This is a genomic window from Polynucleobacter necessarius, assembly GCF_900095215.1.
GTDB classification, from domain to species: domain Bacteria; phylum Pseudomonadota; class Gammaproteobacteria; order Burkholderiales; family Burkholderiaceae; genus Polynucleobacter; species Polynucleobacter necessarius_H.
This window is the reverse complement of sequence record NZ_LT606949.1, coordinates 301,061-325,023: the sequence shown is the minus strand read 5'-3', so window position 1 is coordinate 325,023 and position 23,963 is coordinate 301,061. Positions and strand designations below refer to the sequence as shown.

34 protein-coding genes and 4 pseudogenes are annotated in these 23,963 nt (G+C 45.3%); 23 read left to right on the top strand and 15 right to left on the bottom strand.

All coding sequences use genetic code 11. The features are described 5' to 3' along the window. Positions 1-8 precede the first annotated feature (8 nt). From DXE35_RS01880 to DXE35_RS01865, 5 genes are read left to right on the top strand one after another with little or no spacing between them, the layout of a single operon-like run. The gene (locus DXE35_RS01880; protein WP_114689371.1) at positions 9-731 is read left to right on the top strand and encodes a hypothetical protein; all 723 of its coding nucleotides are present in this window, start codon (positions 9-11) and stop codon (positions 729-731) included. Between the two features lie 4 nt (positions 732-735). Next, positions 736-1,107 carry a hypothetical protein gene (locus tag DXE35_RS09200; protein WP_162784939.1) on the top strand — a complete coding sequence of 124 codons (372 nt, stop codon included), beginning with the start codon at positions 736-738 and terminating at the stop codon, positions 1,105-1,107. After that, the gene (locus DXE35_RS01875; RefSeq protein WP_162784938.1) at positions 1,082-1,804 is read left to right on the top strand and encodes a PilC/PilY family type IV pilus protein; all 723 of its coding nucleotides are present in this window, start codon (positions 1,082-1,084) and stop codon (positions 1,802-1,804) included. The genes DXE35_RS09200 and DXE35_RS01875 overlap by 26 nt, the downstream gene beginning before the upstream one ends. Beyond that, entirely contained in the window at positions 1,705-2,547 is an 843-nt protein-coding gene (locus DXE35_RS01870; RefSeq protein ID WP_114689369.1) for a pilus assembly protein, read from the top strand. The genes DXE35_RS01875 and DXE35_RS01870 overlap by 100 nt, the downstream gene beginning before the upstream one ends. Further along, positions 2,517-2,780 (top strand): hypothetical protein, encoded by a 264-nt coding sequence (locus DXE35_RS01865; protein ID WP_114689368.1) that lies wholly within the window; start codon positions 2,517-2,519, stop codon positions 2,778-2,780. Before DXE35_RS01870 ends, DXE35_RS01865 begins: the two co-directional genes overlap by 31 nt. Positions 2,781-2,794: 14 nt before the next feature. Here the strand turns inward: DXE35_RS01865 and DXE35_RS01860 are convergent, their stop codons facing one another. Further along, the gene (locus DXE35_RS01860; protein ID WP_114689367.1) at positions 2,795-3,067 is read right to left on the bottom strand and encodes a type IV pilus biogenesis protein PilM; all 273 of its coding nucleotides are present in this window, start codon (positions 3,065-3,067) and stop codon (positions 2,795-2,797) included. Between the two features lie 146 nt (positions 3,068-3,213). Here DXE35_RS01860 and pilM point away from each other — a divergent pair. The 5 genes and pseudogenes from pilM to DXE35_RS01840 all read left to right on the top strand — a co-directional run. Continuing rightward, a pseudogene (gene pilM / locus DXE35_RS01855) lies at positions 3,214-3,666 on the top strand (pilus assembly protein PilM); the annotation flags it as partial. Positions 3,667-3,910: 244 nt separating this feature from the next. Then, entirely contained in the window at positions 3,911-5,047 is a 1,137-nt protein-coding gene (locus DXE35_RS01850) for an ATPase, T2SS/T4P/T4SS family (protein WP_162784937.1), read from the top strand. A gap of 29 nt (positions 5,048-5,076) precedes the next feature. Beyond that, a complete protein-coding gene (locus DXE35_RS01845; protein WP_114689364.1) occupies positions 5,077-5,775 on the top strand; it encodes a type II secretion system F family protein in 699 nt (232 codons plus the stop codon). A 38-nt stretch (positions 5,776-5,813) separates the two neighbouring features. Continuing rightward, positions 5,814-6,059 carry a hypothetical protein gene (locus DXE35_RS09195; protein WP_162784936.1) on the top strand — a complete coding sequence of 82 codons (246 nt, stop codon included), beginning with the start codon at positions 5,814-5,816 and terminating at the stop codon, positions 6,057-6,059. Continuing rightward, positions 6,031-6,324 carry a type II secretion system F family protein gene (locus DXE35_RS01840; RefSeq protein WP_162784935.1) on the top strand — a complete coding sequence of 98 codons (294 nt, stop codon included), beginning with the start codon at positions 6,031-6,033 and terminating at the stop codon, positions 6,322-6,324. The genes DXE35_RS09195 and DXE35_RS01840 overlap by 29 nt, the downstream gene beginning before the upstream one ends. A 115-nt stretch (positions 6,325-6,439) precedes the next feature. Here the strand turns inward: DXE35_RS01840 and DXE35_RS01835 are convergent, their stop codons facing one another. After that, positions 6,440-6,640 carry a hypothetical protein gene (locus DXE35_RS01835; RefSeq protein ID WP_114689362.1) on the bottom strand — a complete coding sequence of 67 codons (201 nt, stop codon included), beginning with the start codon at positions 6,638-6,640 and terminating at the stop codon, positions 6,440-6,442. Positions 6,641-6,677: 37 nt separating this feature from the next. Here DXE35_RS01835 and DXE35_RS01830 point away from each other — a divergent pair, with 37 nt between their 5' ends. Beyond that, on the top strand, positions 6,678-6,911 hold the full coding sequence (locus DXE35_RS01830; RefSeq protein WP_114689361.1) for a lytic transglycosylase domain-containing protein: 234 nt from the start codon (positions 6,678-6,680) through the stop codon (positions 6,909-6,911). Between the two features lie 219 nt (positions 6,912-7,130). Then, the gene (locus DXE35_RS10055) at positions 7,131-7,529 is read left to right on the top strand and encodes a protein-methionine-sulfoxide reductase heme-binding subunit MsrQ (protein ID WP_331851921.1); all 399 of its coding nucleotides are present in this window, start codon (positions 7,131-7,133) and stop codon (positions 7,527-7,529) included. A gap of 56 nt (positions 7,530-7,585) precedes the next feature. Here DXE35_RS10055 and DXE35_RS01820 read toward each other — a convergent pair whose 3' ends face one another. Beyond that, complete coding sequence (locus tag DXE35_RS01820) at positions 7,586-8,167, bottom strand: transporter (protein WP_114689360.1); 582 nt, start codon at positions 8,165-8,167, stop codon at positions 7,586-7,588. 208 nt (positions 8,168-8,375) lie between these two features. Between DXE35_RS01820 and DXE35_RS10050 the strand changes: the two genes are divergently transcribed. From DXE35_RS10050 to DXE35_RS01805, 4 genes are read left to right on the top strand one after another with little or no spacing between them, the layout of a single operon-like run. After that, complete coding sequence (locus DXE35_RS10050; RefSeq protein ID WP_162784934.1) at positions 8,376-8,483, top strand: prepilin peptidase; 108 nt, start codon at positions 8,376-8,378, stop codon at positions 8,481-8,483. 4 nt (positions 8,484-8,487) lie between these two features. Beyond that, positions 8,488-8,946, top strand: coding sequence for a prepilin peptidase (locus DXE35_RS01815; RefSeq protein ID WP_114689359.1), 459 nt, complete (start codon positions 8,488-8,490; stop codon positions 8,944-8,946). Between the two features lie 9 nt (positions 8,947-8,955). Next, positions 8,956-9,750, top strand: coding sequence for a thymidylate synthase (locus tag DXE35_RS01810; RefSeq protein WP_114689358.1), 795 nt, complete (start codon positions 8,956-8,958; stop codon positions 9,748-9,750). Positions 9,751-9,761: 11 nt separating this feature from the next. After that, on the top strand, positions 9,762-10,250 hold the full coding sequence (locus DXE35_RS01805; RefSeq protein WP_231970131.1) for a dihydrofolate reductase: 489 nt from the start codon (positions 9,762-9,764) through the stop codon (positions 10,248-10,250). Positions 10,251-10,434: 184 nt separating this feature from the next. Here the strand turns inward: DXE35_RS01805 and DXE35_RS01800 are convergent, their stop codons facing one another. Next, positions 10,435-10,974, bottom strand: coding sequence for a peptidylprolyl isomerase (locus DXE35_RS01800; RefSeq protein ID WP_231969924.1), 540 nt, complete (start codon positions 10,972-10,974; stop codon positions 10,435-10,437). 307 nt (positions 10,975-11,281) lie between these two features. Here DXE35_RS01800 and DXE35_RS01795 point away from each other — a divergent pair, with 307 nt between their 5' ends. The 4 genes and pseudogenes from DXE35_RS01795 (at position 11,282) to DXE35_RS10040 (ending at position 13,308) form a co-directional block, all read left to right on the top strand. Then, entirely contained in the window at positions 11,282-11,839 is a 558-nt protein-coding gene (locus DXE35_RS01795) for an SOS response-associated peptidase (RefSeq protein ID WP_114689356.1), read from the top strand. 40 nt (positions 11,840-11,879) lie between these two features. Then, positions 11,880-12,233: pseudogene (locus tag DXE35_RS01790) on the top strand (ATP-binding protein); the annotation flags it as partial. A gap of 75 nt (positions 12,234-12,308) precedes the next feature. Then, a complete protein-coding gene (locus DXE35_RS10045) occupies positions 12,309-13,124 on the top strand; it encodes a PAS domain-containing protein (protein ID WP_162784933.1) in 816 nt (271 codons plus the stop codon). After that, a complete protein-coding gene (locus tag DXE35_RS10040) occupies positions 13,096-13,308 on the top strand; it encodes a response regulator transcription factor (protein WP_231969923.1) in 213 nt (70 codons plus the stop codon). The genes DXE35_RS10045 and DXE35_RS10040 overlap by 29 nt, the downstream gene beginning before the upstream one ends. A gap of 119 nt (positions 13,309-13,427) precedes the next feature. On the opposite strand, the gene DXE35_RS01775 is transcribed toward DXE35_RS10040, so the two are convergent. The 4 genes from DXE35_RS01775 to DXE35_RS01765 form a co-directional block, all read right to left on the bottom strand. Beyond that, positions 13,428-14,228, bottom strand: a complete 801-nt coding sequence (locus DXE35_RS01775; RefSeq protein WP_162784932.1) for a molybdopterin cofactor-binding domain-containing protein — start codon at positions 14,226-14,228, stop codon at positions 13,428-13,430. Between the two features lie 158 nt (positions 14,229-14,386). Continuing rightward, a complete protein-coding gene (locus DXE35_RS11290; RefSeq protein ID WP_415070262.1) occupies positions 14,387-14,569 on the bottom strand; it encodes a molybdopterin cofactor-binding domain-containing protein in 183 nt (60 codons plus the stop codon). A 7-nt stretch (positions 14,570-14,576) separates the two neighbouring features. Further along, entirely contained in the window at positions 14,577-14,747 is a 171-nt protein-coding gene (locus tag DXE35_RS09185; RefSeq protein ID WP_162784930.1) for a hypothetical protein, read from the bottom strand. 10 nt (positions 14,748-14,757) lie between these two features. Then, entirely contained in the window at positions 14,758-15,219 is a 462-nt protein-coding gene (locus tag DXE35_RS01765; RefSeq protein WP_269459891.1) for a (2Fe-2S)-binding protein, read from the bottom strand. A 179-nt stretch (positions 15,220-15,398) separates the two neighbouring features. Here DXE35_RS01765 and DXE35_RS01760 point away from each other — a divergent pair, with 179 nt between their 5' ends. Then, a complete protein-coding gene (locus DXE35_RS01760) occupies positions 15,399-15,614 on the top strand; it encodes a hypothetical protein (protein ID WP_114689350.1) in 216 nt (71 codons plus the stop codon). Here DXE35_RS01760 and DXE35_RS01755 read toward each other — a convergent pair whose 3' ends face one another. Together DXE35_RS01755 and DXE35_RS01750 are read right to left on the bottom strand one after the other, a co-directional pair. Continuing rightward, positions 15,615-15,884, bottom strand: coding sequence for a 4a-hydroxytetrahydrobiopterin dehydratase (locus DXE35_RS01755; RefSeq protein ID WP_231969922.1), 270 nt, complete (start codon positions 15,882-15,884; stop codon positions 15,615-15,617). 34 nt (positions 15,885-15,918) lie between these two features. Then, the gene (locus DXE35_RS01750; RefSeq protein WP_114689349.1) at positions 15,919-16,644 is read right to left on the bottom strand and encodes a pseudouridine synthase; all 726 of its coding nucleotides are present in this window, start codon (positions 16,642-16,644) and stop codon (positions 15,919-15,921) included. Between the two features lie 105 nt (positions 16,645-16,749). Here DXE35_RS01750 and DXE35_RS01745 point away from each other — a divergent pair, with 105 nt between their 5' ends. Then, a complete protein-coding gene (locus DXE35_RS01745) occupies positions 16,750-17,292 on the top strand; it encodes a DUF2889 domain-containing protein (RefSeq protein ID WP_114690345.1) in 543 nt (180 codons plus the stop codon). Here DXE35_RS01745 and DXE35_RS01740 read toward each other — a convergent pair. Further along, positions 17,289-18,058 (bottom strand): annotated as a pseudogene (locus DXE35_RS01740) (SDR family NAD(P)-dependent oxidoreductase). The gene DXE35_RS01745 and the pseudogene DXE35_RS01740 overlap by 4 nt on opposite strands. A gap of 56 nt (positions 18,059-18,114) precedes the next feature. Here DXE35_RS01740 and DXE35_RS01735 point away from each other — a divergent pair. Beyond that, positions 18,115-18,756, top strand: a complete 642-nt coding sequence (locus DXE35_RS01735) for a hypothetical protein (protein WP_114689348.1) — start codon at positions 18,115-18,117, stop codon at positions 18,754-18,756. Positions 18,757-18,923: 167 nt separating this feature from the next. Here the strand turns inward: DXE35_RS01735 and DXE35_RS01730 are convergent, their stop codons facing one another. The 4 genes and pseudogenes from DXE35_RS01730 to DXE35_RS01710 form a co-directional block, all read right to left on the bottom strand. Next, a complete protein-coding gene (locus tag DXE35_RS01730) occupies positions 18,924-19,847 on the bottom strand; it encodes an MBL fold metallo-hydrolase (protein ID WP_114689347.1) in 924 nt (307 codons plus the stop codon). Positions 19,848-19,877: 30 nt separating this feature from the next. Continuing rightward, the gene (locus DXE35_RS01725) at positions 19,878-20,444 is read right to left on the bottom strand and encodes a lipocalin family protein (RefSeq protein WP_231969921.1); all 567 of its coding nucleotides are present in this window, start codon (positions 20,442-20,444) and stop codon (positions 19,878-19,880) included. A 2-nt stretch (positions 20,445-20,446) separates the two neighbouring features. Then, a pseudogene (gene msrP, locus DXE35_RS01720) lies at positions 20,447-21,316 on the bottom strand (protein-methionine-sulfoxide reductase catalytic subunit MsrP). 229 nt (positions 21,317-21,545) lie between these two features. Continuing rightward, complete coding sequence (locus DXE35_RS01710) at positions 21,546-23,780, bottom strand: NADP-dependent isocitrate dehydrogenase (protein ID WP_114689346.1); 2,235 nt, start codon at positions 23,778-23,780, stop codon at positions 21,546-21,548. Positions 23,781-23,963: the final 183 nt, after the last annotated feature.

The window sequence follows — 23,963 nt, the reverse complement described above, 5'->3', positions numbered from 1 at the left end:
CACATCTTATGAGAATCTTGGCTTATCTCATATTGCTGCTGGCCTTGCCATCCATTGCAAACGCTCAATGCGCTCCGGGCAGCTTCGGAATTATTCACAATTCCCTCGTTCAGTCCGAGCAGACCATTATGCTGGGTATCAATCGTGCGGGCAATCTCAATACTGGTGATGGCTGCGGTACTGCTGCAACCAATTCCCAGAATCAGACGCTCATGGCAGATAAGCGCACAAAAATTAGTGGCGTGAATGCTGGTTCTGTTGGTATTTCCTATGACTTGGAGGGTGCCCCTAAAAAAGATTCTAAGGGTGTAGTTATTGGAATCTACCCTCAGGGATGGTATGACTCAACTAGCCAGGGTGGTCAATGGGAGTCTTGGTCGGCCGGCGCACTAGATAACACCGGCCTTGAAGCCTTGGCATCGGTCAGTCAACAAATAGGTAGCGGCACCGCTACATCTAAAACAACTATGACGGTAAAAAGTTTCACCGTTGACACCACGAGTGTTCAGTCTGTTGCTACTATTAATGACCGCTCTGGTATTCCCATGCTACAGGTGAGTCATATATACGGACCCACCACGGGGGCAACCAACAAAACTTTATTTCAGGTCTTGGTGACAATGACGAATATTTCCGTTGGAACTCTCAGGGATGTTCGCTATTGTCGGACTATGGATTGGGATGTCATTGAGAGTTCGCTATTGTCGGACTATGGATTGGGATGTCATTGAGAATATGACGGATGCCTATGTTAATTCCGTTGGTGTTCAGTCTTCCTATCTCTGTAGTTACTATCCAAAGATTTGGAGCTATTGTGATAATGGCGGCGAAGATAATAAACACGCCAATCCATTTCTTGCTTGCGTCCCTCATGATTCAGCATCTTTAAATACTGACTACACCGGATTGCATGGACAAACAGGCTCATCTTTTGACTTCCAATTTGGCGATCTTGCTTGTAATGAATCCGCAACGTTTTACATTTACTATGGCGCAAGCGGTCCGATGGGTGAGGCTAATGCCCAGACAAAGCTGGCTAAAGATATGGCCAGTGTCGGTGCCACAACCTATTCAATGGGTTATGACCCGGCCTACCTACCATTCTGAGATGGTGATGGTTGGTGCTCCAAATGCCTTATCTATCAACGATAAAGATCATTTTTCCAAATCTGAGGCTTACTATCGTTTTAATAACAGTTACGACGCGTTTATTACCGAAAACAAAGATCGCAGATCTCAAATTTATGTAGGCGCAAATGATGGCATGTTACGTGCATTCGATACTGATTTAAATGAACGATGGGCTTTTATTCCTCCGTCTGTAATGCCAATCCTGAGAAATATGATTGGCACAAATGGGGTTGGTCCTGGCGGTGGCACAAGTAACAGCATCTTTTCTGTTGATGGCCCTATTACTGTGAAAGACATATTTACAGGAGGCATCTGGAAAACGGTTTTGATGGGCGGTCTTGTATGGGGTGGTAACAGCTACTACGCACTTGATGTCACCAATCCCGATACGCCGACACATTTGTTTACTGTAAACAATGATGTGGCCAATAAAGTGATTAACTACTGGAATGCGGCAGGTGAAAAGTCTACTTTTACTTATATTGCTTCTTGCAATGATTTTGATTGCTCTAAATTAGGTGGTGCTTGGTCTAGGCCGGTAATTATGTTGATGCCATATGGAACTGAGCAGCGTTGGGTGGCTGCTTTTGTGGTGGCTATTCTGGTGGGGCATCAGTTACCGGCACTGGCTCTAGCAGTTCATTTGGCGGCTATGTTTATGTCATTGACTTAGAGGCGAATTTAGCAATAACAACCGCTAATTGCGGCGCTACTGGTAATGGAGTTATTGGTTCTACTGGCGGTCATGTCATTGTTAAGGCTCCATTAACAGACGATCCAAACTCCAATATTCCCAACGGAGTAACAGCGCATTTAACTGTAGTCAATGGGGATGGAACTTCATTTGCGAATTATTACGGAGGTTTAGCTTATTTCACTGACTTGCAAGACAAGTTGTGGAAGTTTAATTTGAGTCAACCTGATCTATTGTCTTCCAGAAAGCCTAATTTATTTACACTCTATCAATCATTCCGTAGTGAGGCCACACTAGCCAATGATCGTATGGGATTCAATCAGTTGGGCACGACTATTGTTGAGGATGCTACCGATAGCACAAATAAAAAATATCCACTATTCAATTATTTTGGTACTGGGGATTTAATTCGAATTCAACGTCGATCCCACACAATCAACAATCGAATTTATGGAGTATCTGACACTGCATTTCCAGGTGCGAATTTGAGTATCTCCAATCAGACGGTCTCAAGCCCTGTCATGTTTACCAATATTGGTAAACACTTAAAGTGCCCGGCGAACACATCGTGGTATGCCAACGTCTTTGATAGAACCAATATTGTTGGCGCGGATTATCAAAAAATTGTTGGCAGAGCTACTGTCTATAGCAAGTATGTCTATTTCTCGGCCTATCAGCCAGAAGCAAAGGATTGCCCTATATATATGGATCCAGCCAATTAATTGAAGTTACCGATATCTGTGAGAGTGGTGGCGCTGGCGGTGCTATCGGACCAGGCTTAGCTACAACTCCTGTGGTTGATGGCAAGGGCAATATTTATGTTGGGCTGAGAAACGTCCCCAACATAACAGGGGCGCCTAGTGGACGCGAGAGCATTATCAAGCTGACCTCCAGTAAGGCGACTCCAGCTGGCAAAGTGCAGTACAAATCTTGGAGAGAGAAGCGGGTTTATTAAACGCGCCAATTAGATTATGAAAAATTCATTTCAAGCGGCATCGTGACCGTACGAACAATGGCGCTGGTAATCGGAATAGAAATAGCGGCGTTTGCAGTTTCCAAATTCGCACTCAGAATTAACCCTCTAAGTTTCTGAACATAGTCATCTTGAGAGTCGCGAATGTCATCAAATGATGCGTTATCAGATACCTGCTGATAACCCATCTTCTCCAATAACCAACCATCCGAGTTCTCGCTCAATTGCGCAACTCGGATGAAATTGGGATTAATGTCTACCCACACCACATCCTCTTGCTTGATGTAGTATTTGCTTAAGGCATCAATAAATGCTTTTAGGAGCGCTCATGAGTGATGAGGAAATTGAAAGCGCGATTCAATATGATTCACTTTGGAACAATATTCTTCAGTGAGAGGAAAAGCTCGAAGAGTACTCTATATTCTGGCAGGTAATTCGTCGCAATACTGCTGAAAATACGATGGAGCTGCTTTTTGTGGCTTCCAAGCTTTCAGAAATCAATCAATACGTCCAAATTGCCACAAGAGCTGGCTTAAATCCAGTAGTAGTAGACGTGCGTTGCTTTGCAATCCGCAATGCGTTAAAGGCTCAAAAAGATAAAAACCAGAGCACGACAGCCTTAATTGAGTTTGGCCCAAATGAAAACTATGTGTTGATCGTTGCGGATGACACCCCCTTTATCTATGACATCTATATCTCTGAGGCTGACAGGCTATTAATTGAGTCTGGTGAATTAGAGGGCGCGCAGGGTGATCGTTTGTATGATCGTTTTGCCGGTCAAGTTTTGCAGGCCTTCAGAGCATATGAAATCAAACTGGGTAACAAAACTGATCGATCAAGTTTTATTGGTTTCGCCTATTCGGGATAAATCAGAGCTGCTTCAACAAATGCGTAAAGTGCTTGATGGCTACCACATCGATCTCTTTTATCCACTGGCAGATCTCCAGATTCCAAGCAACCTCAATGAGGTGATTGACTCGGAGCCAAATGTCTCTGCTTTACCTCGGCAGTGGGCCTGGCGGTACGTAAGGTTGATATTTTTGGATATTACAAGTACGTTACTGGCGTCAATAACGTCAACTTGTTACCTAATCGTGATGTAGTCAAGCAGATTGAGCGTAAAAAAAATCTTATCCAAAGTCGGCATGATTGCCAGCGCATTGGTTGTGGCCGTCTTTATCGTCGGCACTTTTTTATATCAGCATTTCTTTAACAATACTTTATCCAATCAATACCAAAAAGCCGTACAAATTGAAAAGCAAGTGCAGCTGAAAGAAGCTTCATTGGCCGCACTAAAGGCACAAAAGTCTAAATATTCGCAAATGCTAGATGCCAGCAAAAAATTTAAATCAAATCAGGCATCAAACTATCAACTGCTCAGCGCTGTAAATCAGGTAGTTCCTGGTGGCGTTTGGTTTACTAATATTGAATTTAGTAGCCCAAATAGTTTGATGATCAAAGGTGATGCTTCTAACGATCAAGTTATCGGCAGTTTTATTGAGCGTTTACAAAAAGTGCCGATCATGGTGTTGGTTACCGGCCCTACTGGATCTGGTAAATCGATCACCTTATACGGCGCATTAAAGCGCCTAAATAAGCCGGGCGTCAATATTTTGACTGCGGAAGACCCGGTGGAATGTACGATTGATGGAGTATGGCAGGTTCAGATTCGGGATGACATTGGCCTCACTTTTGCTTCGGCATTACGTTCATTCTTGCGCCAAGATCCAGAAATTATTTTGGTTGGTGAGATTCGCGATAAAGAGACGGCGGATATTTCCATTAAAGCCGCGCTAACGGGCCACCTTGTGCTGTCTACACTCCATGCGCATGATTCTGTGAGTACGGTAGTACGCTTAATCAATATGGGCATTCCAGGCTACTTAATTGGCGCAGCTTTGACATTGGTGATTGCACAGAGGTTGGCAAGGCGCATTTGTCCGGCTTGTAAGCAGGAGCATGCGGGCAATCACGAAGCCATTTTGCTGCACTTGGGCTTTAGTGCTGAAGACGCTAAATCAGCCAAGCCTTATCACGGTGCTGGTTGTGAAAAATGCAATCACACGGGATACAAAGGTCGACAAGACATCTATGAAGTACTGAAAATTTCAGAAGCAATGCGTGCAGCGATTGTTTCTGAGGATAGAAGAAGTCTCAAGAAGATCGCGGAAGAAGATGAATTTCGTCCGATGCAGTCAATCGGCAGGCAAATGGTGCTCGACGGTATTTTGACTATAGAGGAGTACTAGAACAATCTGGTATTTAACTGAGGATAGCTATGCCTGATTTTGATTGGAAGGGTATGCGCAATACGCAGTATGTCTCTGGCACAGTCAATGCGCTGACTCGAGATGAAGCTGCTCATAAATTAAAGATTGACGGCATCATCATTACGCAACTGATTAAAAAGTTGCGCGAGGCTGAAAAAGAAGTCAAAGAGCGCAGAAATTGGAAAGAGCTTTTCAAGTTAAAGAAGAAGGTCAAGCTGATCCAAATCATGATCTCGACCAAAAAGATGGCGACTATGCTCCGTTCGGGACTTTCCATCTTGCCTTCTCTAGCCATGGTGATAGATCAAGTCGAAAATTCCGCGCTTCAAGAGACTGTGAATCAGATCTATGTTGATGTGGAGTCGGGATCAAGCCTGTCCCAATCCTTCGTAAAGCATCCAGATATTTTTAATGCTATCTATGTCAATATGGTGAAGGCTGGCGAGTCTAGTGGCCTCTTGGATATTTTTCTGGATAAGCTAGTTCTCAGTAGTCGGAAGACGATTAAGATTCGCAAAAGCATTCAATCCGCGATGTTATATCCGGCAATCTTGTTGATGGTTGCTACGGTAGTGGTTGGCATCATGATGATATTTGTGGTGCCTGTCTTTGCGGAAATGTTTGGCAGCGTTGGTTCTGAGCTGCCTGCACATGCACTCTTTATTATGAGTATTAGTAATTTCTTGCGCGACCCCTATGATGGCTAGTACTCATTATTCTGGCGGTCTACCTATTGCGGCAGGCTGTGCAAAAGAATTTAGCCTTTCGACACAAGTGGCATGCTTATCTGTTAAAGCTGCCTTTGATTGGAGAGATGATTCTCAATTCCACTCTCGCTCAAATAGCCATGGTGTATGGAAACCTCTCTGGAGCCGGTGTGCCAGTAATCGAAGCGTTAGACATTACGGCTGAATCTTCCAAGAATGAAGTGATTAAAGATGCAATTCAGTCCGCTAAGAGAGGTGTTTTTTTCTGGCGAACCCCTCTCTAAGCTATTAAGTGAGATTGCTATCTTTCCACCAACATTTTCGCAACTCATTTCCGTAGGGGAGCAAACCGGTAACATGACTAAGATGCTGGAAACGATTAGCAGCTACTTTGAAGAAGAATTTGATTCCACAGTTGAAAAGCTTTCACAAATGATGGAGCCCCTCATGATTTGCTTTTTGGGCGGCGTCATTGATTTTATCTTGGTCGCTATGTATTTACCTATCTTTAAGATGGGGCAGGTTGTTACCGGCACATACGGATCATGAAAGCCTTTACTTTAATCATCCCTGTATGGCTATTCCCTTGACTGGGGTTGGCTGCCCCCACGTGCGATAGCGCAAAACGATTAAAACCGCTCTCCACCTCAATTAACGCCAATACTCAATCTGGGTCTAACTGATATCGCGTCGCCTCATAATGAATCATTCTTAACAACTCTCGACGCTTACGATCATCTGGAATTTTGTTGCGTAGCAAATAAGATGGCTGGCTAATCCAACCAATGGCATGAGTAACATCTTTAAACGAATTGATCGATGTGCCGCCGTTAAATTTTTGACGCAACTCTTGGCGATTAGTCAAAGAGATATCCTGGTATTGCTGTGTGGCATCAGGCTTAATGCAGGTAATGCCATTTTGGAAGGATTTGATTGGCTCTGAGAAAGACTCTCTATTTGATGTGCAAACCAACCTAAGATATGGGTGCATTATTTTGCGCCACTATCTTGATGTAGAGAAAAATGATGTCGGAAGAGGTCTTGTTAGGTATAATGGTAGCCTGGGAACGGATACATATTCATCGCTAGTGCTCAATGTTTGGCAAGCTAAGTATCGATTTGCCAGTAATCAGTAATTATTAAAAGCTGTTTGTCGCCAACTTACTGAAGCATGGATCAGCTTGGAAAAATCCTCTAAGATGTCTTATGACTTTTCTGAAGGCATCTATCTTTTCCCTTTCTCTATTACCTCTGGCCAGCCTGGTTTGGCTCGGTATGGATGATTGGTTAGGCGCAAATCCAATTGAGTTTATTACTCGTTAACTGGTACTTAGGCACTCGTCTTTTTATGTCTTATGCTTGCTATGACACCCTTGCGCCTAATAACAGGTATGAGTGTCTGGATTAAGTTGCGTCGCATGTTAGGTCTACTTTGCTTCTTCTATGCCTGCATTCATTTTTCGGTTTGGTTCTGGTTGGACCAAAATTTAGATGTCTACTTGATGTGGGGTGATGTGATTAAGCGCCCCTTCATAATCATGGGCTTTCTGACTTTAGTGCTACTGATACCCTTGGCAGTGACATCAAACCAATGGGCCATACGAAAGCTGGGAAGGCGTTGGACCTTATTGCATCAGCTTGTCTATTTAATTGCTTGCACGGCGATACTGCACTACTGGTGGCATAAAGCGGGGAAAAACGACTTAGGGACGGGACGGTCGCAATCTATGGCGCAGTGCTTTTTCTATTGCTGATGTACCGACTGCCTCCGATAAAGAGATTGCTTCAGCGGTAGAGAGGCTGAGAGGCTTTAAAACTCAGTGGTGAAGCGAACAGCAAGGCGTCGTGTTTCTATCAAGCTATTCTTGATTTCCATATCGCGCCCGTACTGCAGGCTAATTCTGCCAACATGGTAATAGGCTAATGCACTCAATAGAAAACGCTGAGTGTTCACGACATTGTTTTGATACGTGTTGCCAATCGTAGTGGCGCCACCAGCCACATAAAAGTAAGAGGCACCAAAAGTGTAGTTTTCATTGAGCTTATAGAGGGGGCCAAGTTGCGTGGTTGTGAGTGGTTTTTTATTTAAGGAGGTATTGTTTGCGGAAAAACATGCTGCGGCACATTGGCTATTACCTCCAAACCACATAGTATCAACAGCAATCATTCTATTTAAATTTTCAATAATGGGTTGTTGGTAACCCATTTGACTGTCGGATCGATATCGGCTCTCTCCCGTATTAAAAGCTTGTTGGCTGTTGTAGCTTCCAGTGGGGACTGCCAGATACGCAGCTACACCAAAATATTTCTTTTGCTCTCTATCGGCATACGGCCAAATGGCGGTTGCAAAAGTGAGGTCACCAATTCCAGTATTTGAGGATATGACTGTCATCCCGAATAAGACTCCTGACCAAGTAAAGGATATGGTTTCTTTACAACAAAATAAGTACCATTCTTTAAAAACCTCCAGCGTTCAACACTATCTCCATGTAGCAAGGGAAGTGGTGCAGCAATTTTAAATTGAACGTTTTGCAGAGTCAGGAACTGCAAAGTTTTTCATTAATCCAAACAACGTCACAAGCAGATTTTAGGGGGGCGATATGGAAATATTTGTCGCAACTATCTGGGGTCTCATCATCGGCAGTTTGCTGAATGTGGTGATTCATCGTCTGCCAAAAGCGGTGATGAAAGATCCATGCGTCGCTTAACTGCTTGTTGTGGCCAGCTTCAACAGCGCCATGCTGTGGGTCAAGATTAAGCTGGAAAGAAAACATTCCAGTTCTCTCATGGCTTTTTTTGCGTGGCAAGTGCGCTCATTGTGGGCATGGCATATCACCCCGCTATATTTTGGTAGAGCTTCTAACGGGAGCAGCTTTTGCATGGAGCGCTTGGCAATTTGATTTGACATTGATTGCCTTGTTGTACGCGCTGTTCTTCACGCTTGCTATTAGCCTCTTTTTCATTGATTTGGAAACATTTTTACTGCCAGATCATTTAACTTTTTCGATGTTATGGCTGGGATTATTTGGTTCGGCTATTGGCTATTTACCTGTAACTCCCGGAGATGCCGTTTTGGGCGCTGTGCTTGGTTATCTCCTGCCGTGGTCAATCAACAAGCTTTACGTCCTAATCCGCAAACACGATAATTCGTTAATACATAACCACTTTTAGCCAATACATATGCGTCAATATCACGATCTCATGAAGGAAGTCCTCGCCAAGGGGGTTCAAAAATCCGACAGAACTGGAACTGGCACAGTATCCGTATTTGGATATCAGATGCGCTTTAATTTGGCCGATGGCTTTCCGATGGTGACTACTAAAAAATTGCACCTCAAGTCGATTATTTATGAATTGCTCTGGCTTCTCAAAGGCAGCACAAACAATCATTGGCTTAAAGAACGGGGTGTTTCTATTTGGAATGAGTGGGCGGCACCAGATGGTGATTTGGGACCGATCTATGGTTATCAGTGGCGATCATGGCCTGCGCCCAACGGTCAGCATATCGATCAAATCTCCGAAGTCGTTGAGACCATCAAAAAGAATCCAGACTCACGACGCATTATTGTTTCTGCCTGGAACGTAGCCGACATTCCTCGGATGGCTTTAGCGCCATGTCACGCTTTCTTTCAGTTTTATGTGGCTGATGGCAAGTTGTCATGCCAGCTTTATCAACGTAGCGCCGATATCTTCTTAGGCGTTCCATTTAATATTGCTAGCTATGCCTTGCTCACACACATGATGGCGCAACAATGCAATCTAGAAGTCGGAGACTTTATTTGGACCGGCGGTGATTGCCATCTTTATAGCAATCATTTGGAGCAAGTTGAGCTACAGCTATCTCGCGATTTCTTCCCACTACCGAAGCTCAATATTTTGCGTAAGCCTGACTCCATTTTTGATTACGAGTTTGAAGATTTCGCAATCGTGGGATATGAATCCCATCCCCACATTAAAGCTCCAGTAGCTATCTAAGAATTGTGATTATAACCTATCCCGCTATCTCCATGATTGTTGCGCGTTCTCGTAATCACGTCATCGGCCGCGACAATCAAATTCCCTGGAAAATATCGGCTGACTTACAGTTTTTTAAGCGCGTCACCATGGGTCACCCCGTGATCATGGGAAGAAAGACTTGGGAATCCATTGGACGCCCGCTTCCCGGACGCCGTAATATTGTTGTCAGCCGTAACGCGAGCTACCTATTAACGGGCGCTGAATTAGTGGGATCTCTTGATGAAGCCCTAAGGAGTTTGAATGAATTTGAACGCGCCTTTGTGATTGGCGGCGAGCAACTCTTTAAACAAGCCTTTGATAAAGCAGGCCGTCTTTACATCACTGAAATTGATTTAGATATTGAAGGTGGCGATACCTTCTTCGAAGTACCCAATGAATTTGCCTGGAAAGAAGTAGGGCGAACCCCAGGTTCCGAAGGCGACATTAATTTTAGCTTTGTTACCCTAGATCGCAAATAAAAAGGGCCCAGTAGGGTCCTTGTCTCTTTAGGCTTGCTGAAGCTTACTGAACAACAATCTTCGCATCTTTTGCGATTTGCCCTAAAAACTCAAACTGCTTTCTTTGCGTCAAACCAGCGCGAATAGCCTGCTTTGCTTGTTCAAATGATGGCGGCTTGCTTGATCTTTTATCTTCTTAATCAGATCAGCCTTGTTGCATCTGAATGGGTGCTGGCGATACTTGCCTCTTCGCAAGCGTAGTCAGTACGGGAGCTATTTGCAGACCTACCTGCCCAGCCTGAACCCATCCCACGGCATCGCCCTGTACTTTATTTGGAGCCAATAAAACACTCTTGGCAACCTTATCAAATGACTCACCTTTTTTAATACGGGCCAATGCTGCTTGAGCATCTGCTTCAGTAGCTACAGCAATATCACTCACCTTATATTCCACAATCATGCCTTGAGGACCCAAAGAGGCGATCTCTTTGTTGTATTCAGCCTGAACATCCGCATCGGTAATTGGGTTCTTCGACATATAAGTCGATAATTCTGGATCCGCTAAATAATTTTGGCGAATCATCGCTAACTGTGTATTCGCTCTTTCAGAATTAGCCAAACCATCTTTTTCAGCTTGCTGTGAAAGCAACAATACTTCGATGTACTTTTCGATGACTACTTTACGCAATTCTGGTGAATCTTTTTGCCCCTGAGAAACGACGGCTTTTATTCCTTGCTCGACCATGTCATTAGTAACGATGGTTCCGTTAACAGATGCCGCAGCATTATTAATAGGTCAACCACTTTATTGAGCATAGGCTCCGCCCACGGACATGCCAGCAAATACACCGGCGGCAATAAAACGTAGCATCACTGGATTAAACATGGAAGTAAAGTTTTTCATCAGGAAGATATCTTTCTAAAATTTAACCTCAATATTACCAGCCGCTATCGATTAAATCGAAATAAGCCACAGTAAAATCATTCCATGTGTGTTCAATATCTGACCACCGCCAATATAGATTGGGTGAAAACCCCACTTTGAGCTAGATTTGCCAGCATCCAATACCCACGATGTATTTCCAACCTATCCAGGTACTATTTTTCTGAAAAGCCATCACACTGGTCGCACTGCGATTGGCTTGGCGCGCTTCGGCTTATTGCCGTCCTGGGCAAAAGAAGAGACTTTTGGCAGAAAGACCTATAACGCCAGAGTAGAGACGGTAGCTGAAAAACCTTCTTATAAAAACGCATGGATTAAGCGACATTACGCGCTAGCTTTAGCTGACGCCTTTTATGCGCCCTGCTATGAATCCGATAAAGCAGTGCGCACCGCTATTAAACAAGCAAATAACGATCCAATGGCAATTGCCTCAATTTGGGATACCTGGACCGAGCCAGACACCGGCAAACTGATTGTTTCATTTTCCATACTCACCATGAATGCTGACATCCATCCTGTAATAAAGCGGATGAACAAGCCTGCAGATGAAAAACGTACGGTAATACCACTGCGCCCCAAACTGTTTAAGGCATGGCTTAATGCCACCCCAGAAGAGGCGGAGGTATTGCTGCAACTCAACTCCATTCCGGATCTGACTATCGCCTAGAAGGCGATGACAGGCTGAGTAGAGTGATGGTGATCGCAGCAAAATTACCCAAATCCTGCTTAATCTCATCATGAACTCCGAAGAGTCGCTCATTGCCAGCGCCAATGAACCGAAAACTCTAAAGATCACTAGCTTTAACAATAAGAATGATGGCATCCAGATCGAGGTTGCCGATAACGGCACCGGTATTGAGCCAGAGGTCCTGAATAAACTCTTTAGGTATGGTTTGACCACCAAGCCCTTGGGGCATGGTTTAGGCTTGCACGCGAGTGCGATTGCGGCCAATGAGATGGGGGGCACCCTCCAGGCATTTAGTTCCGGAAAAGATAAGGGTGCTACTTTTATGCTTACACTACCAAAACAGCCTGCGAGCATCAATCCAGTCAATGTCTAAGTCTTATCAACAGCAAACCCGCATTCTGGTTATTGACGACAATCCTGCGATTTACGAGGATTTTTGCAAGGTACTTTGCCCCACAACCGCGCCGGTCCAAAAACTCTTGGAGCTCACCAATTCAATTTTGTGGAAGCAAAACATACAGAGCATGGCAATTACCAAATTGGTTTTGCCCTTCGAGGACAGGACGGCGTTCAAAAAGTTAAAGATGCAATTCAAGAGGGATGGCCCCATATCATCACCTTTGTTGATATGCTCATGCCTAACGGTTGGGGTGGCTTAGAGACGATTAAAAATCTCTGGATCGCTGATTCTCAACTTCAAATCGTACTGTGCACAGCTTACTCTGATTACTCTTGGGATGAAATTCGCGCGCAACTTTCAAGACGCGATCGTTTCCTCATTTTGAAAAAACCTTTTGACAATATTGAAGTTCAACAAATGGTGGATACTCTAGTCAACCGTCAAGAAGCTGAACAGCAAGTACGCCTCTTAGAGGCCTGCGTATCTCAAGCGGATGATGTGGTCATGATTACCGATGTCCGATCAAAGGCGGATGGCGGCCAACGCATAGTCTATGTGAATGACATTTTTACCGCTAAGACTGGGTATGCAAAAGAATTTGCCGAAGGCAAAACACTGGATATTCTCTATGGGCCTAACACTCAAGAATCAGCTATCGATAAAGTCAATCAAGGCTTAATCAACAAAAAACCAGTGCGCGTAGAGATGGTGAATTACAGCGCCGATAAATCCGAGTTTTGGGTTGATCTCAATATGTCCCCAATTAAAGATAGGGGCGGCGACATTACCCACTGGCTCTGTCTGCAACGTGACATCAGCGATCAAAAAAACGACTTTGGACGCCCTTACCGAGAAAGAATTTAGCGTCGTAAAGACAGTTGCCAGCAATAGCGAAATTACCTTAAAGGAAATCGCCGATAAGCTACATATCAGCGAACACACCCTTCGCAATCACTTGGCCTCCATTTATGAAAAACTAGGTTTACGCAGCCGTTTGGAGTTATATATCTTCTGTAGCAAGTTTTTAAAAGAAATTAAAAATAATTAATTACGACTAATCCCCCATGCCGATAAAAAAGCCGCTCAATTGCGGCTTTTTTATTGTGCTGCAAGCATCTAAGCCAAACTCAAGCCTTCCTTACTCAAAGGGAAGTTTCGAACCGATCTTCAAATGGCGGCAGAAACCGCATTAGCCACCGCCGGTCCTACCACGCAGATGGTTGGCTCGCCCACCCCACCCCAAAAATCAAAACTAGGCACTAATACTCTTTCGATTCTGGGGGTAGCGGACAACTTGAGCAGTGGATAGGTATCGAGGTTTTGTTGTTTAATGCGGCCATTTTCAACAGAGATCTCTGGTAAGAAAATTGCCCCCAAGGCCATCGCCACTGAACCTTCGATTTGCTCTCGAGTTAAGTACGGATTCACAACATGCCCAGAATTTAAGGCGAACACCAAACGAGTCACTTTCACCACATTATTTTTCACGGTTACCTCAGCCACACAGGCAGAGTAACTGGCGTAACCCATAAATTGAGCGACGCCGCGGAATGTTCCCGATGGCAATGGTTTATCCCACTCCGCTTTTTTATCGGCGGCATCCAAAACACCGAGATGCTTTGGATGACTTTGCATCAGCGCGCGTCTAAATGGCACCGGATCTTTGCCCGCCGCTTTAGCGCACTCATCCATAAAGCACTCCATGAAAATGCCATTCTGGTTCGTGTTCACCCCCCCCCGCCATGGGCCCACAGGCACGTGGGTATTCTTCATGACATACTCGGTTAAGAGTGTTGGGAAGGTGTAGCCGAGCTGCGCATCAGGGCCTTTTTCATAACAGCCCTGGAGGTGGCGCTCATCTTTGCCATTTTTAATCGCTTGCGGTGCTAATGTGGCGTTAATCGATTGGCCGGCAACCTTAATATGCATACCCGTCACATTTCCCGAGCCATCTATACCAGCCGTCATTTTTACCATGGCGATGGGATGGTATTAATCGTGAGTGATGTCTTCTTCACGACTCCAAATTGCCTTAACAGGTACCCCAGGAAACTTTTGCGCCACTTTAGCGGCAAAGGTCGTGAAATCCTGTGTAGATCCACGACGACCCAAGCCGAAACCAGAATCTAATTTATATACTTCACAATTTGTTCAGGAGTTGCCGACTGGGTTTTCACTTTCTTCCAGTTGCACTCCAACTCTTCTGTTACTAACTGAGCGAGACCTGTTAGCGTACCTTGCCCCATCTCAGAGCGGGCAATCCTGATATAGACAGTGTCATCGGGTTTAATGCTGCCCAACGCATTCACTTCGGCTTCACCAGCTTGCGTTGGGGGTATTTGGGTCGTACTTAACTCCTTGTGCAAATGCGAACTCAGGCAGTGCACCGATGCCCAGCATGAGACCGCCACCAAGTACTGTTCCCTTAATGATGAAATCACGACGTGAAGTATTTTCTAAATTTGAAATTGAATTTTTGCTTGTCATGTTTTTCTCCTTAACCGCGAGTCGCAGGAGTAGCGCCGTATTGCGCTAAAACATCCGCCAATTTCTTTTGGCCAGAGGCAACATGAACGCCATCGCGAATCTTTTGATACGTTCCACAACGACAAAGATTGCCCATCGCATTATCAATATCAGCATCCGGAGGTTTGGGATTTCGTTTTAAGAGGGCGGCGGCCATCACTTGACCAGACTGGCAATATCCACACTGCGGAACATCTAATGCGATCCAAGCCTGCTGAACCGGATGTGTATTATTTTTCGAAAGCGCTTCAATAGTGGTGATTTTGGCTTTGCCGACTGCGGAAACTGGAATCGAGCATGCGCGAACTGGCTCGCCATTAAGGTAAACAGTACAAGCGCCACATTGGGCTACGCCACATCCATACTTGGTGCCGGTAAGGCACACAACTTCACGAATAGCCCATAACAAGGGCATATTAGGATCCACATCGATACTCTGAACCTAGCCATTATAATATCCAATTGCATGCCGTCTCCTATGATTTTCTTTTTCAATGACAATAAATCATTCCAGACTTTTTGCGCTTGCACATAAACCGGCCTCAAACCAAGCGCTTACCCTATCGAATTGGGCTGTAATTTGCTATCCTGAAGGCTCAATTAAGGATAAATATGACCGAAGAAAACCAAACCCAGAATGACGAAGATTTTGACTATGGGTGCGAGTGTGCGATGACCTTGCTCAACGAACCTACAGAGGATCGTCTGAATGACTTAATTGATGAGCTGGATGAAGATGGCATGATCTCAACCGAAGTTGTTTATGGCTTATTGGCCACCATCCTCATGAGCATGAATGAGGAAGAGCACGAATGCGACGAGCACTAATTAGCTGGACTTCACCTGGGAGGCAAAAGCATCCATTGCTTTTGCCAACTCAATATCTAATTTAGTTAAAGCTCCAGCCGAGTGAGTTGTGAGTGAAACTGATACCTTATTCCAAGAATTCGACCAATCAGGATGATGATCTATCTTTTCAGAATATTCCGCGCATAGCGTCATAAATTCAAAAGCCTGCTTGAAATTTGTAAAAGCGAAATCTTGTCCGATCGCTTTTCCATCGGCATCCAAAATCCAGAGAGGGATCTCTTTTTTCAAGTCAATGCCATCAACTATCAAGGTCAATTCCTCTTTAGGAGGCAATGCTTTGGGACAACTGCTTTAAGTCTTCCGGATAAAGCCAACGCCACTCACCTTCAGCCAAATCGGCAGAAATTTGATAGGCGCCTATTTGAGTGCGATGCAGCTGAGCAACATGATTGCCAACCGCCGCCATCATGCGCTTTACCTGGTGATAGCGACCCTCAACGATAGTCATTGACAACACATGATTCGAAAGTTGCTGACAAGCAGTCGCAAAGCAAGGCTTGGGATCATCGTCCAAAACAACGCCATTGAGCATATGATCAATTTGCTTTTGAGTAATTGGCTCTGGCGTGGTGATTTGATAAACCTTCCCAATATTTTTCTTGGGGGTCGTCATCTTGTGAATAAATTGTCGATCGTCGGAGATCAACAACAATCCTGTAGTGTCAAAGTCTAGGCGACCCACACACTGCAAGCCTCTCTCAACACATGGGCTTGGCAACAAACTATATACACTGGGGTGATGCGTCGTTTTGTGCGAGCACTCGTAATTAGCGGGTTTATTAAACGCCAAATATGCCTTTTCGTGATACTCCCAATATTTACCTTCCACATTGAGCATCAGATTCTCAGTGGCAATTCTTGCCTCCGGATCCTCAGCCAGAACGCCGTTTACCTTTACTAGCTCGGCGTAGACCAAGTCGCTACAGTAGCGACGCGTACCAAAGCCTTGGCTAAAAAGAATTTTTTCAAGAGAAATTGGTTTTGCCATATGTGCTGCAGAGCATACTACAGAGCGGGCTTGGGCCGAGTTACCAACTCATTCTTTGCAATTCATTATTATGAGATATTCACGCCATCCCCTAAAGCGATCGCCATGCTATCAACCCCAAAACCACGCTCTCTTCTTCATACTCGAGAAATTACATTCCAGGGCTATGCGAGAGAAGATGGCTTATGGGATATCGAGGGCCATTTAAAAGATTTCAAAACGAATCCATTCCAAACCAGCGCTAAAGTCTGGCAGCCTGGCGAAGCTTTTCACAACATGTGGGTACGCGTTACGGTTAACAAAGACTTTGTGATTCAAGCGATTGAGGCGGTCATGGATGGTCAGCCCCATGCCGAATGCACGGCAGCCATACCGCCGATGGATGCGCTCATTGGCGCGCGTCTTGGCAAAGGCTGGCGTAAAACCATTGACACCCACCTGGGCGGCATTAAAGGTTGCACTCATCTGCGTGAACTTCTGGTTAACCTTGCAACTGCCGCCTTCCAATCTATTCCTGGAGCATTCTTTGACCCCAACGGTGAGAACCCCCCGCTTTACTTGGGAACTTGCAAATCCTGGGACTTTGATGGTCCTGTAGTCATGCGTGTCTATCCCAAGTTTTATCGCTGGAATAAACCAAAAACTTAGAATTCGCCGCGGTGCACGTTACATGCGTTAAAGGCTTGCTGCACTGGCATCGCCTCCAAGACATTAATATTCATATGACTTGGCAAAGTGGCTGACCAATAAATAGTTTCAGCCACATCGTCGGCGCTCAATGCTTGCACACCGGTATACACTTTTTCTGCCTTTTCATCGTCGCCTTTAAAGCGAATATTTGAAAACTCCGTTCCAGCGCACATACCAGGCTCAATACAAGTGACTCGCACTGGCGTACCAATTAGATCAGCGCGCAAATTTAAACTAAATTGCTTAACAAATGCTTTGGTGCCGCCGCAGACATTTCCACCGGGATAGGGATAATTTGAGGCAACTGATCCTAAATTAATGACATGACCACATTTGCGCTCGACCATCTCCGGGAAGATTACGCGACTCATGTGTACAAGCCCTTTGATATTGGTATCAATCATTTGATCCCAATCACTTAAAAACGCTTTATGCGCCGACTCCAAACCCAAGGCAAGCCCTGCGTTCTTTACCAATACCGTTACTTTAGAAAATGCCGATGGCAATGCGCTTGCGAGAGCATCGACCTGATTACTATCGCAAACATCCACCACCATAGTAAGCAACTTTTTTGCTGCTCCACTGGCAAAGAATTTTTTAATGCTTCTAGACGCTCAGCCCTTCTGCCAACGGCAACAACTTTGTGGCCATTAGCCAAAAAACGACGAGCAGTTGCCTCGCCAAAGCCAACAGTAGCCCCAGTAACTAATACAGTATGTTCCATACTTCCTCTTCAATCCGGTAATAAATGGTGGTTTCCAATTTAATATTAATGCCTATATGATATTTCTGCGCGCGCTAAGCTTTTTACTACTGTACATTGCCACTGCCTCTGCAAACGCCGCAGAGCAGCACTCAACCGAACCCACTCTAGGACTTATCAATGCTTCTCAAGAGCGCTATCAAGATCACACACTGGAATTCTGGGGCTATCATGACTCTCAAGGATCAGGAAGTTATGCCGATACACTCAAACTTCGCTACTACAACCCCTTAAATCTTGGTGATTGGCACGGCACCGTAAGACTCGATACCGCCTATACCGCTGTATATGGTCCTCAACTAGCAGCGCAATCGACCGGCACCTTTTCACCCAGTTATGCAATGCTGACAATCTGGGGTGGTCAATCTAGTTGGTTTGGCCATCTCGGGGCCAGGGTTTCTGCTCCACTCGGAAATGCAGGCCAATGGCTTGCCGGACCTCAAGTCATCACCTCTTTTAGACCCGCGGATAACAAACAAACTCTACTCGTCGATATATCCCCGCTGGCACGATACATGTTCGGCTTTAGCCCAAAAGCGCCTGCCGGCATAAACCCCCCGCCTCTAGCAAGTCACCTCGAACTTTACCAAACAATAGGCTTAAACCTGAGCCCCAGCACGCAGATTCGTTTTTTGGGATTAGAACAGTGCCGCCTATAACGCAGCTGGTGGAGGTTGGTGTATACCGATTGATGCTATAGTCACTCAAAGGATGAATAAAAAATCTTTTGATTGCAATTGGTGGAGTGAAACGGGTGGCTCAAACCTACCAACTCTATAACTGGTCTATGTACGGAAAAATAGCGCTGACTTTTTAAGACCAGCAATCAAGCAAGAGCAACTAAGACTTCACCATCTAGTTTTGCTGCCCCGGATTTAACTAACGCCTTGGGCAACCACAGCACAAATGCTGTCATGGTCATATTAAGCAATTTAGCTGCATTGAGGAGCGTAGGAGTGTTGACAATCCACTCGTTCACCTGCTGGATGTCACGACTGCGCCACTCTAATAAGCGGTATTGCAACGATACTTTAGCGCCGTGACGCGCATTTCGATCCGGATCGGATGCTAGGTAATCCAATCTTGAGTGTGCGGTAGCAAGCGACTTTGTAACATCTGTAAATGGGGCGCCATGCCCTGGAATCACCAAATCAACTGGCAGAGCTTCAAGCAAATCCAAGGTTTGCGCTACCTCTTCAAAACCCGCCTCCCCCCAGAGCTCAGGAACAATTACTCCGAAGCCTTCCTCCCATAATGCGTCCGTCGAAATCAAAATACGATGATCCGCCTGATACAACATAAGGGAATGAGGATCATGACCTGGGGCAGCCAGTATCTTCCAAAAAGATCTACCTAGCAAAATCTCTTCGCCCGGAATCAGCAAGCCATGATGACTAAACCGCGGACACTCTTGCCCCAAGTTGTCATAGCTCAATAAAGTGTTATCCCAGTTTTTTACCGCCAACTCTTCTGCGGCTGGAATCAGCACCTCGCAATTGAATGCCTCCACTAAAGCAGCATTACCGCCGCAGTGATCTGAGTGAAGATGGGTATTTACCAGTTTATTTAATTTGAGCAGCTCATGCTTTTGCATAGCATTACGGACTAAATCCAATGTCAGATTTTGGTGTGGGCAATATCCAGAGTCCACCAAAGAAACATCTTCATTGCCAAAGTGAAAAATATTATTAGCCGAAAGCCAGCCTCTTTCAAAAACTTCAATACCGGGCGGTAACAAATGCGCAGTCATGCTTTAGCTATTCAATAATGGCAAGTGGTATTAATTTTTCAAGGAAGCGGTTTGACTAGTTACTTCAAGCTTGCGCACATCAAATTGTTGAACCTGTATACGCTGCAGCGCTTCTTCATAGACTTGTTTATCTGCTTGAGGGGTTCTGGACAAAATCCACAGATATTCACGGTGAGGGTCACTTACCACTGCCACCTGATATTGAGAGTCAAGGTCAATTACCCAGTAATCACCCCAGACCATGGGTATAAATGATAGCCAGGCCGGCGCGAAGCGTACCTCTAATTTGGGGGAATCTTTGGCGCCGATCTGCCGCGCCGTGCCTTCCGCCTCTGAAATTTCGCCATCAGCGGTTTTGCAGCTATTGAGAACCTTTAGTGTGCCATCGGCCCCGGCTGAATAGACCGCCTTGGTATTGCTCACGCATTTCTTCTGAAACCAATTTGGATATTTAGCAATTTCATACCAAGTACCCATATAACGCTGCACCTCTAAAGCGGGAATGGTCGTTACTGCATTTTCAATTCCCTGGGCGCAAGCTGAATAACTGACGATAAAAATGCAGGTACTAAAAAATACTTGGTACATTTTGTTCATTATTAATAGTACTTCTTTAAATCCATGCCCGCATACATGCTGGCCACCTGCTCGCCATAACCATTAAATATTTGGGTTTTTATCTTTGGAGCGAACACTCCCTTAGAGTCGCCGATGCGACGCTCAGCAGCCTGACTCCAGCGCGGATGGTCTACCTGTGGATTTACATTGAAATAAAAGCCATACTTCCAAGGCACCACAATGCGAACCGGAGCGCCATTTTGCTTGGGTAAGACTTCACCATATAAGCCAAAGGTAAACAGGGTTAATGGATGCATAGCCTCATCCATTCGTAAACCTTCACGATAGGGCCACTCAATAATATTGCTCTTCACTCCCGACATTTGCTTACGATCAGCCAAGGAGACAAACTCCACATACTTTTCGGATCCAAGCGGCCCTACTTTATTAATTCATTTAGAGACTGAATAGCCATCCCAAGGGATCACCATAGACTAACCCTCAAGGCAGCGCATCCGATATATGCGCTCTTGCATTGGAGCTAACTTAAGAAGCGCATCGATATCAAGAGTCATTGGCTTTTTGACCAAACCCTCAATCGAAATACTCCATGGATGAGTTTGCAAGGTTTCTGCATAGGCTGCTGGATCCCTCTTATCCGTTCCACATTCATAAAAGTTGTTATAGCTCGTGACGTACTTCAGTTGGGTAAGCCCAACCTTATCCGCAAATGCGGGATTCAGTGTAGCTGCCCACCCCTCTGTAGCAGCAAGCGCCTCCCTATAAAACCAGGGGGCAAGAGCCATTCCAAAACCTCCTGCTGCCGCAGTCTTAATAATATGTCTGCGGTTTTCAAATACGGTTTTTGGAGTAATGTCACTTGGCAGAATAGTCTTATCGATAAAGTACATATCTCACCCCTTAGGAATTCAATGCTTCTATTTTGCTACCGATAATAATTTCTTGCTTAAGTTTGACTCGCGCGCATCTTATTCATTAAAGCAAGGCTATGTTTATCGATACCACCAACCATTTCAGCAAGGGTCGAATTCTCAAGCAAGAAGGAAAAAACAAGCCCGATGGCTTGCCTTTTCATGTTAAATCTAATCTGCTCGATTAGATACTTATCGCCCCTACCTATTAAGCTCTGGCCGCTTTCAAAGCCGCATTAAAAGTAGCGCTAGGGCGCATTACCGCTTTGCACTTTTCTGGGTCAACGACAAAGTAACCACCAATGTCAGCGGGCTTACCTTGAACCGCCTTCAACTCATCAGCAATCTTTTGCTCATTCCCTATCAAGGTCTTAGCCAATGGCGCAAAGTAAGCCTGTAATTCTTTATCTTCCGTTTGCGCAGCCAATGCTTCGGCCCAGTACATCGCCAAGTAGAACTGGCTACCACGATTATCTAACTCACCCGTGCGCGGTGAAGGTAACTTATTGTTATCCAATAACTTACCTGTCGCCTCATCCAAAGTGCGCGCCAAAATCTTCACTTTTTGGTTGCCAGTCTTATCACCAATATCTTCAAGTGAAACCGCGAAGGCCAAGAACTCACCAAGTGAATCCCAGCGCAAGTGATTCTCTTCGACCAATTGTTGAACGTGTTTTGGAGCGGAACCACCAGCGCCAGTCTCAAATACACCGCCACCGGCCATCAATGGCACGATAGATAACATCTTTGCGCTAGTACCTAATTCCATGATTGGGAACAAGTCTGTGAGGTAGTCACGCAAAATGTTGCCGGTTACAGAAATGGTGTCCTTGCCACGAATTACACGCTCTAAGGTGTAACGCATTGCGCGAGTTTGGGACATGATCTGAATGTCCATACCAGTGAGGTCGTAGTCTTTCAGGTAGGTGTTAACCTTCTTAATCAATTCAGCTTCGTGTGGGCGGTACTCATCCAACCAGAATACGGCTGGAGTATTGGAGAGGCGTGCACGATTGACGGCCAACTTGACCCAGTCACGAATTGGCGCATCCTTAACCTGGCACATACGCCAGATATCGCCTTCTTCCACATTTTGCTCAAGCAATACAGTGCCATCGTCGGCAACAATACGGGCTACACCAGCCTCAGGAATCTCAAAAGTTTTATCGTGTGAACCGTACTCTTCAGCTTGTTGCGCCATCAAACCCACGTTAGGCACCGTACCCATGGTTTTAGGATCAAAGTTGCCGTGTGTCTTACAGAAATTAATCATTTCTTGATAAATGCGGGCAAAAGTACTTTCTGGAATAACGGCCTTGGTGTCATGCAAACGACCATCCGCACCCCACATCTTGCCGCCAACACGAATCATTGCGGGCATAGAAGCGTCCACAATCACGTCGYTTGGAGAATGGAGGTTGGTGATGCCGTTAGCGGAGTCAACCATCGCCAAAGCTGGACGATGCTCATGACAAGCGTGCAAATCGTGAATAATTTCTTCGTGCTTGGACTTTGGCAATGTTTTGATCTTTTCATACAGGCTGCTCATGCCGTTATTCGCATTAACACCCAACTCTTCAAACAACTTAGCGTGCTTCTCAAAAGCGTCTTTGTAGAAAATCTTCACTGCGTGGCCGAACACGATTGGATGTGAAACTTTCATCATGGTTGCCTTCACGTGCAAGGACAACATCATGCCGGTCTTGTATGCGTCTTCGATCTCTTTCTCGTAGAACTCGCAGAGCGCTTTTTTGCTCATGTACATGCTGTCGATAATTTCGCCAGCCAATAAGGAAACCTTTGGCTTAAGAACAATGGTCTTGCCACTCTTCGTCACCAGGTCCATCTTCACATCGCAAGCCTTAGTCATCGTCATTGACTTCTCGCTAGAGTAGAAATCGCCGCCATGCATGTGGGATACGTGCGTACGGGAAGCTTGGCTCCACTCACCCATGGAGTGTGGATTGTTACGCGCATAACGCTTTACAGCGGGTAGCGCGCGGCGATCAGAGTTACCTTCCCGCAACACCGGATTTACTGAGCTACCCAAGCACTTGGAATAACGCGCGCGAATAGCCTTCTCTTCGTCTGTTTTTGGATCTTCTGGAAAATTTGGAATCTTGTAGCCCTTAGATTGCAACTCTTTAATTGCCGCGAGCAACTGAGGAACAGAGGCGCTGATGTTAGGCAATTTAATAATGTTGGTGTCAGGCAATAAAGTCATTTTGCCAAGCGCGCCCAAGTTATCTGGAACTTGTTGCGCGGGAGTAAGACAATCAGAAAACTCAGCCAAGATACGAGCAGCAACAGAAATGTCGCTCTTCACAATCTCTACGCCAGCAGGTGCCGTAAAAGTACGAATAATCGGCAGAAATGCGCAAGTCGCCAAAAGTGGCGCTTCATCTGTCAGCGTGTAAATAATCTTTGATTTCTCTGCAGCCATGAATGTTTCCTCAATATTGAAAAAATTACAGAGTCAGGTTTTTTTACCCTATCGCCCTCAAATCCACATGTCGCAAGTCGCTTTTAGCGCTTCCTTGGCAAATGAGGCGAGTCCTCCATTTTAAATCATCGGACTTAGCAAAAATGGAGGTTTTGCACCTAAAAATCGCCTTATCGCCATTAA